General features: G+C 65.9%; 5 protein-coding genes and 2 pseudogenes. 4 read left to right on the plus strand and 3 right to left on the minus strand.

What is annotated here, in order from left to right:
• The first annotated feature begins 28 nt into the window (after positions 1–28).
• From ASC75_RS08465 to scpA, 4 genes are read left to right on the plus strand one after another with little or no spacing between them, the layout of a single operon-like run.
• Positions 29–610: a biotin transporter BioY gene (locus ASC75_RS08465; RefSeq protein ID WP_055973057.1), complete on the plus strand. Its 582-nt coding sequence runs from the start codon at positions 29–31 to the stop codon at positions 608–610.
• The gene (locus ASC75_RS08470) at positions 610–2,142 is read left to right on the plus strand and encodes an acyl-CoA carboxylase subunit beta (protein WP_055973060.1); all 1,533 of its coding nucleotides are present in this window, start codon (positions 610–612) and stop codon (positions 2,140–2,142) included. The genes ASC75_RS08465 and ASC75_RS08470 overlap by 1 nt, the downstream gene beginning before the upstream one ends.
• 11 nt (positions 2,143–2,153) lie before the next feature.
• Positions 2,154–4,157 (plus strand): acetyl/propionyl/methylcrotonyl-CoA carboxylase subunit alpha, encoded by a 2,004-nt coding sequence (locus ASC75_RS08475; RefSeq protein WP_055973063.1) that lies wholly within the window; start codon positions 2,154–2,156, stop codon positions 4,155–4,157.
• An 8-nt stretch (positions 4,158–4,165) separates the two neighbouring features.
• On the plus strand, positions 4,166–6,307 hold the full coding sequence (gene scpA / locus ASC75_RS08480; protein ID WP_055973066.1) for a methylmalonyl-CoA mutase: 2,142 nt from the start codon (positions 4,166–4,168) through the stop codon (positions 6,305–6,307).
• 52 nt (positions 6,308–6,359) lie between these two features.
• Here the strand turns inward: scpA and ASC75_RS08485 are convergent.
• From ASC75_RS08485 to ASC75_RS26705, 3 genes and pseudogenes are all read right to left on the minus strand, one after another.
• The coding region (locus tag ASC75_RS08485; protein ID WP_280137934.1) for a UDP binding domain-containing protein at positions 6,360–6,706 on the minus strand (347 nt) is incomplete at its 5' end.
• Between the two features lie 37 nt (positions 6,707–6,743).
• Positions 6,744–7,208, minus strand: a pseudogene (locus ASC75_RS26700) (UDP binding domain-containing protein); the annotation flags it as partial.
• Between the two features lies 1 nt (position 7,209).
• A pseudogene (locus ASC75_RS26705) lies at positions 7,210–7,698 on the minus strand (UDP-glucose 6-dehydrogenase); the annotation flags it as partial.

Here is a 7,698-nt window from a genome sequence, read left to right on the forward strand (position 1 = left end):
TTCAACCTCGTCGTGCGGGAGAAAGCTCATGACGCTCTATCAGGCCGTCGCCGACACAAAAACCAGCCGGCTGACCACAATGGATGTCGTTGCCGTCGTCGCAGGTTCGCTGCTCCTGACGCTGTCGGCAAAGGTCCAGGTTCCGTTCTACCCCGTGCCGATGACCATGCAGACGCTGGTCGTCATCGGCCTTGGCCTGGCGCTTGGCCCGGTCCGCGGCGCTGCTGCCGTGGCGCTTTATCTCGCCCAGGGTGCACTCGGGCTCCCGGTCTTCGCCGGTACGCCGGAAAAGGGCATCGGCCTTGCCTACATGATGGGGCCGACCGGCGGTTACCTCGCAGGCTACCTGCCGGCCGCGCTACTCGCCGGCTGGCTGGGCCAACGCGGCTGGGACCGCAACGTCTTCACCGCCATGGCCGCTGCATTGCTCGCCGGCGCCGTCATCTACCTGCCCGGCCTGCTCTGGCTCGGTTCGGTCATTGGGTTCGACAAGCCGGTGCTGGCCTTCGGCCTCACGCCCTTCATCCCGGGCGACATCATGAAGGCCGTGCTTGCCGCCATCGCTTTCCCCGCCGCCTGGAAGTGGCTTTCTCGCAAGGGCATGAACTGATGCGCGCCGTACTCGAACAACTGGAAGCCCGCCGCTCCGAGGCCCGCCTCGGCGGTGGCCAGAAACGCATCGACGCCCAGCACGCCAAGGGCAAGCTGACGGCGCGCGAACGCATCGACGTGCTGCTCGACGAAGGCTCCTTCGAAGAGTTCGACATGTACGTCACCCACCGCACCACCGAGTTCGGCATGGCCGAGCAGAAGGTGGCCGGCGACGGCGTCGTCACCGGCTGGGGCACCATCAACGGCCGCCTGGTCTATGTCTTCTCGCAGGACTTCACCGTGCTCGGCGGCTCGCTGTCCGAGACCCATGCCCAGAAGATCTGCAAGATCATGGACATGGCGATGCGCAACGGCGCGCCCGTCATCGGCCTCAACGATTCCGGCGGCGCCCGCATCCAGGAAGGCGTTGCCTCGCTGGCCGGCTATGCCGACGTGTTCAAGCGCAATGTCGATGCCTCCGGCGTGGTGCCGCAGATCTCGGTCATTATGGGTCCATGCGCCGGCGGTGCGGTCTACTCGCCCGCCATGACCGACTTCATCTTCATGGTGCGCGACTCATCCTACATGTTCGTCACCGGTCCCGACGTGGTGAAGACCGTCACCAACGAGATCGTCACCGCCGAGGAACTCGGCGGCGCCCGCACCCACACCTCGAAGTCCTCGGTCGCCGACGGCGCCTATGAAAACGACATCGAAGCACTTGAGCAGGTTCGCCTGCTGTTCGACTTCCTGCCGCTCAACAACCGTGAAAAGCCGCCTGTTCGGCCTTTCCACGACGATCCGGCGCGGCTGGAGAAGCGTCTCGACACGCTGATCCCCGACAGCGCGGCCAAGCCCTACGACATGAAGGAGCTGATCCTGGCGATCGCCGACGAAGGCGACTTCTTCGAGATCCAGGAAGCTTTCGCCAGGAACATCATCACCGGCTTCATGCGGATCGAGGGCCAGTCCGTCGGCGTCGTCGCCAACCAGCCGATGGTGCTGGCGGGCTGCCTCGACATCGACTCGTCGCGCAAGGCGGCCCGTTTCGTGCGCTTCTGCGACGCGTTCTCGATCCCGATCCTGACGCTGGTCGATGTGCCGGGCTTCCTGCCGGGCACCGCCCAGGAATATGGCGGCGTCATCAAGCACGGCGCCAAGCTGCTGTTCGCCTATTCGCAGGCAACTGTGCCGATGGTCACGCTGATCACCCGCAAGGCCTATGGCGGCGCCTATGACGTCATGGCCTCCAAGCACATCGGCGCCGACATCAACTATGCCTGGCCGACCGCCGAGATCGCGGTCATGGGCGCCAAGGGCGCGACCGAGATCCTCTATCGCTCCGAACTGGGCGACGCGGAAAAGATCGCCGCCCGCACCAAGGAATATGAAGAGCGCTTCGCCAATCCCTTCGTCGCCGCCGAGCGCGGTTTCATCGACGAGGTGATCATGCCGCATTCGTCGCGCCGCCGCATCGCCCGCGCCTTCGCCGCCCTGCGCGGCAAGAAGCTCGATGCACCGTGGAAAAAGCACGACACGATACCGCTGTGAGCAGGACAAAAATGTTCAAGAAAATCCTCATCGCCAATCGTGGCGAGATCGCCTGCCGGGTCATCAAGTCGGCGCAGAAACTCGGCATCGCAACGGTCGCCGTCTATTCCGACGCCGACCGCGAGGCGCTGCATGTGAAGATGGCCGACGAGGCCGTTCACATCGGGCCGGCACCGTCGAGCCAGTCCTACATCGTCATCCAGAAGATCATCGACGCCATCCGCCAGACCGGCGCCGACGCGGTGCATCCCGGCTACGGCTTCCTGTCGGAGAATTCAAACTTCGCCGAGGCGCTGAAGGCCGAGGGCGTCGCCTTCATCGGACCACCGCCCGTCGCCATCGAGGCGATGGGCGACAAGATCACCTCCAAGAAGATCGCGGCATCCGCCGGCGTGTCGACAGTGCCAGGCCATATGGGCCTGATCGAGGATGCCGGCGAGGCTGTGAAGATCGCCAACCAGATCGGCTACCCGGTGATGATCAAGGCCTCCGCCGGCGGCGGCGGCAAGGGCATGCGCATCGCCTGGAACGACGCCGAGGCGCGCGAAGGCTTCCAGTCGTCGAAGAACGAGGCTAAGTCGTCCTTCGGCGACGACCGCATCTTCATCGAGAAATTCGTCACCCAGCCGCGCCACATCGAGATCCAGGTGCTGGGCGACCAGCACGGCAACCTGCTCTATCTCGGCGAGCGAGAATGCTCGATCCAGCGCCGCAACCAGAAGGTCATCGAGGAGGCACCGTCGCCCTTCCTCGACGCCGCCACCCGCAAGGCGATGGGCGAGCAGGCCGTGGCGCTGGGCAAGGCCGTCGGCTATTTCTCGGCCGGCACCGTCGAATTCATCGTCGACGGCGACCGCAACTTCTACTTCCTCGAGATGAACACCCGCCTGCAGGTCGAGCATCCGGTGACCGAACTGATCACCGGCATCGACCTCGTCGAGGAGATGATCCGCGTCGCCGCCGGCGAGAAGCTGCGCTTCGCCCAGGACGACGTCAAGCTCAACGGCTGGGCCATCGAAAGCCGGCTCTATGCCGAGGATCCCTACCGCAACTTCCTGCCGTCGATCGGCCGCCTGACCCGTTACCGCCCGCCGGTCGAGGGCAAGCGCGAGGATGGCACCGTCGTTCGCAACGATACCGGCGTCTTCGAGGGCGGCGAGATCTCGATGTATTACGACCCGATGATCGCCAAGCTCTGCACCTGGGCCCCTGACCGCCTGACGGCCGTCGAGGCCATGGGCCGCGCGCTCGACGACTTCGAGGTCGAGGGCATCGGCCACAACCTGCCGTTCCTGTCGGCGGTCATGGATCACCAGCGCTTCCGCGACGGCCGCCTGACCACCGCCTACATCGCCGAGGAGTTCCCCGAAGGTTTCCTTGGCGTGACGCCGGCCGAGGCCGACGCCCACAAGCTCGCCGCGGTGGCAGCGCTGATCAACCAGTTCACCCAGCGCCGTGGCGCCCAGATCTCGGGTTCGCTCGCCAACCACCAGCGCCCGGTCGGCGCCGACTGGGTGGTGACGCTCGGCGACTTCACCTTGCCGCTGCGGGTCAGGGACGGCGCCGACGGCACGGTTGTCGAGTTCGACGACGGCACGGTCCTTGCGGTGTCGAGCGACTGGCTGCCGGGGCACCTGCACGCCAATTTCGCCGTCGGTGGAACGTCGATCGGCGTCAAGGTCTCGCGCTCGGGCACCGGCTGGCGCCTGCGCTGGCGCGGCATGGACGTGGTTGCCCACGTCCGCAGCCCGCGTGTCGCCGAGCTGGCCAGGCTGATGCCGGTCAAGCTGCCGCCCGACACCTCGAAGATGCTGCTCTGCCCGATGCCGGGCGTGGTGACGTCGATCCTGGTCAAGGCAGGCGACGAAGTCGAGGCCGGCCAGTCGCTGGCGACCGTCGAGGCGATGAAGATGGAAAACGTGCTGCGCGCCGAGCGCAAGGGCACGGTCAAGCGCGTCGCGGCAACGGCAGGCGAAAGCCTCGCCGTCGACGAGCTGATCATGGAATTCGAGTGAGGTGTGCCATGACTGACCGCCCGACAAAAGACGCCTGGAAAAAGCTCGCCGAGCGCGAGATCAAGGCACCGCCCGACACGCTGACCTGGAACACGCCCGAAGGCATCGAGGTCAAGCCGCTCTATACGGCCGAAGATCTCGAGGGCGTCGGTCATCTCGGCACGCTGCCTGGTTTCGAGCCGTTCCTGCGCGGCCCGCGCGCCACCATGTACACCGGCCGGCCCTGGACCATCCGGCAGTATGCCGGCTTCTCCACTGCCGAGGCCTCCAACAACTTCTACCGCAAGGCGCTCGCCGCCGGCCAGCAAGGCGTGTCGGTCGCCTTCGATCTCGCCACCCACCGCGGCTATGACAGCGACCACCCGCGCGTCGAGGGCGACGTCGGCAAGGCCGGCGTGGCGATCGATTCCGTCGAGGACATGAAGATCCTGTTCGACGGCATTCCGCTCGAAAAGATCTCTGTCTCGATGACCATGAACGGCGCAGTGATCCCGATCCTCGCCAATTTCATCGTCGCCGGCGAGGAACAGGGCGTGCCGCGGGCGCTGCTGTCGGGGACCATCCAGAATGACATCCTCAAGGAGTTCATGGTCCGCAACACCTACATCTACCCGCCCGAGCCTTCGATGCGCATCGTTGCCGACATCATCGAGTTCACGGCGAAGGAGATGCCGAAGTTCAACTCGATCTCGATCTCCGGCTACCACATGCAGGAAGCCGGCTCGACGCTGGTGCAGGAACTCGCCTTCACGCTGGCCGACGGACGCGAATATGTCCGCGCGGCGCTGAAGAAGGGCCTCAATGTCGACGACTTCGCCGGGCGCCTGTCCTTCTTCTTCGCCATCGGCATGAACTTCTTCATGGAAGCGGCCAAGCTGCGCGCTGCGCGCCTGCTCTGGTCGCGCATCATGACCGAATTCGAGCCGAAGAAGTCATCGTCCTTGATGCTGCGCACCCACTGCCAGACCTCCGGCGTGTCGTTGCAGGAGCAGGACCCCTACAACAACATCGTCCGCACCGCCTTCGAGGCGATGTCGGCGGCGTTGGGCGGCACGCAGTCGCTGCACACCAACTCGTTCGACGAGGCGATTGCCCTGCCGACCGAGTTTTCGGCCCGCATCGCCCGCAACACCCAGCTCATCCTCCAGCACGAGACCGGTGTCACCAAGGTCGTCGATCCGCTCGCCGGCTCCTATTATGTCGAGGCTCTGACCAACGACCTCGCCGAGAAGGCCTGGGCGCTGATCGAGGAAGTCGAGGCCATGGGCGGCATGACCAAGGCGGTGGCCACCGGCCTGCCCAAGCGCCTGATCGAGGAGGCGGCGACGCGCAAGCAGGCGGCCATCGACCGCGGCGACGAGGTCATCGTCGGCGTCAACAAGTACCGGCTCGAGCAGGAAGACGACATCGATATCCTCGAGATCGACAATTCCGCCGTCCGCCAGGCGCAGATCGCCCGCATCGAGCGCACCCGCAGGCAGCGCGACCCCAGCCGCGTCGAGGAAGCGCTTGCAGCGCTCGAAAAGGTCGCCCGGTCCGGCGAAGGCAACATCCTGGCCGCAGCCGTCGAGGCCTCCCGTGCCCGTGCCACCGTCGGCGAGATTTCGGATGCCATGCGTCGCGCCTTCGGCGACCATGCCGCGATCCCGGAAGTGGTCGGCAACGTCTATGGCAAGGCCTATGACGACGAGCCGGAGTTCCAGACCCTGGTCTCGCGCCTCGAACAGTTTGCCGGCTCACTAGGCGAGAAGCCGCGCATCATGGTGGCAAAACTCGGCCAGGACGGCCACGACCGCGGTGCCAAGGTGATCGCGTCGGCCTTCGGCGACATCGGCTTCGAGGTCATCGCCGGACCGCTGTTCCAGACCCCGGTCGAGGCCGCCGATACGGCGATTGCCTCCAAGGTCCATGTCGTCGGCATGTCGTCACTGGCGGCCGGCCACAAGACGCTCGCGCCGCAGCTGGTCGAGGCGCTGAAGGCCAAGGGGGCGGAGAACATCATCGTCGTCGTCGGCGGCGTCATCCCGCGCCAGGACTACCAGTACCTGCTCGACCATGGCGTGGCCGCCGTGTTCGGACCGGGCACCAACGTGCTCGACGCGGCGCGTGCCGTGCTCGACCTGATGGAAGGCAAGCGCCGCAACCAGTAAGCGCTGCTCCGAACAAAAAGGCCCGCGCGAGCGGGCCTTTTTGTTGGCGATGCTATGCCGCCTTTCGGCCGATGGAGACGTAGGTGAGGCCGTGGCGGGCGACGACGGCCGGGTCGTAGAGGTTGCGGCCGTCGAAGACGACCGGCGTCGACAGCTGCTCCCGGATCAGCTCGAAGGACGGCGCCCGGAAGTTCTTCCACTCGGTGGCGATCAGCAGCGCATCGGCGCCGCGCAGCGCCGCCTCCTTGGTGCCGCACAGCATCAGGTCGTCGCGCTGGCCGAAGATCGTCTGCGCCTCGTTCATCGCCTCGGGATCGTAGGCCTGGACCTTGGCGCCCTCGGCCCACAGCGCCTCCATCTGGGTTCCTGCCCAGCTTCGCGTGGTCCGCATCACCCGCCNTTCAGAAGGCAAGTGGCTTGCCGACGAGCGCTACAGCTCCGCCCCGCGCAGCGCCGCCTCCTTGGTGCCGCACAGCATCAGGTCGTCGCGCTGGCCGAAGATCGTCTGCGCCTCGTTCATCGCCTCGGGATCGTAGGCCTGGACCTTGGCGCCCTCGGCCCACAGCGCCTCCATCAGCACCCGGGCCGGCGCCTCGCGCATGTCGTCGGTGTTGGGCTTGAACGCCAGCCCCCACAGCGCAAAGGTTTTTCCCGCGAGGTCGCCCCTGAAGTGGTTCTTCACCTTGTCGAACAGCACCGCCTTCTGGGCGTTGTTGCGCTCTTCCACCGACTGCAGCAGCACCGGCGCGAAGCCGACATCGGCGGCGGTRCGGATCAAGGCGCGCACGTCCTTGGGAAAACACGAGCCGCCATAGCCGAGGCCCGGATAGATGAAGTGGTAGCCGATGCGCGGGTCCGAGCCGATGCCCTTGCGCACCTCCTCGATGTCGGCGCCGAGCAGNGAGCCGCCATAGCCGAGGCCCGGATAGATGAAGTGGTAGCCGATGCGCGGGTCCGAGCCGATGCCCTTGCGCACCTCCTCGATGTCGGCGCCGAGCAGYTCGGCGAGGTTGGCCATCTCGTTCATGAAGCTGATCTTGGTCGCCAGCATGCAGTTGGCGGCGTATTTGGTGAACTCGGCCGARCGCACGTCCATCACGATCATCTTCTCGTGGTTGCGGTTGAACGGCGCRTAGAGCTCGCGCATCACCGCCTCGGCGGTCTCGCTTTSGGTGCCGACGATGATGCGGTCGGGCTTCATGCAGTCGGCGACCGCCGAACCCTCCTTCAGGAACTCCGGATTGGAGACGACGTCGAACGAAAGCTCCTCGCGGCCGCGCCGCTTCAGTGCGTCGGCGATGGTCTCGCGCACCTTGTCGGCGGTGCCGACCGGCACCGTCGACTTGGTAACGACGATCTTGGCCTCGGCCATCTCGCGGCCGATGGCATCG

It is taken from the genome of Aminobacter sp. DSM 101952, assembly GCF_001424795.1.
Lineage (GTDB): Bacteria > Pseudomonadota > Alphaproteobacteria > Rhizobiales > Rhizobiaceae > Aminobacter > Aminobacter aganoensis.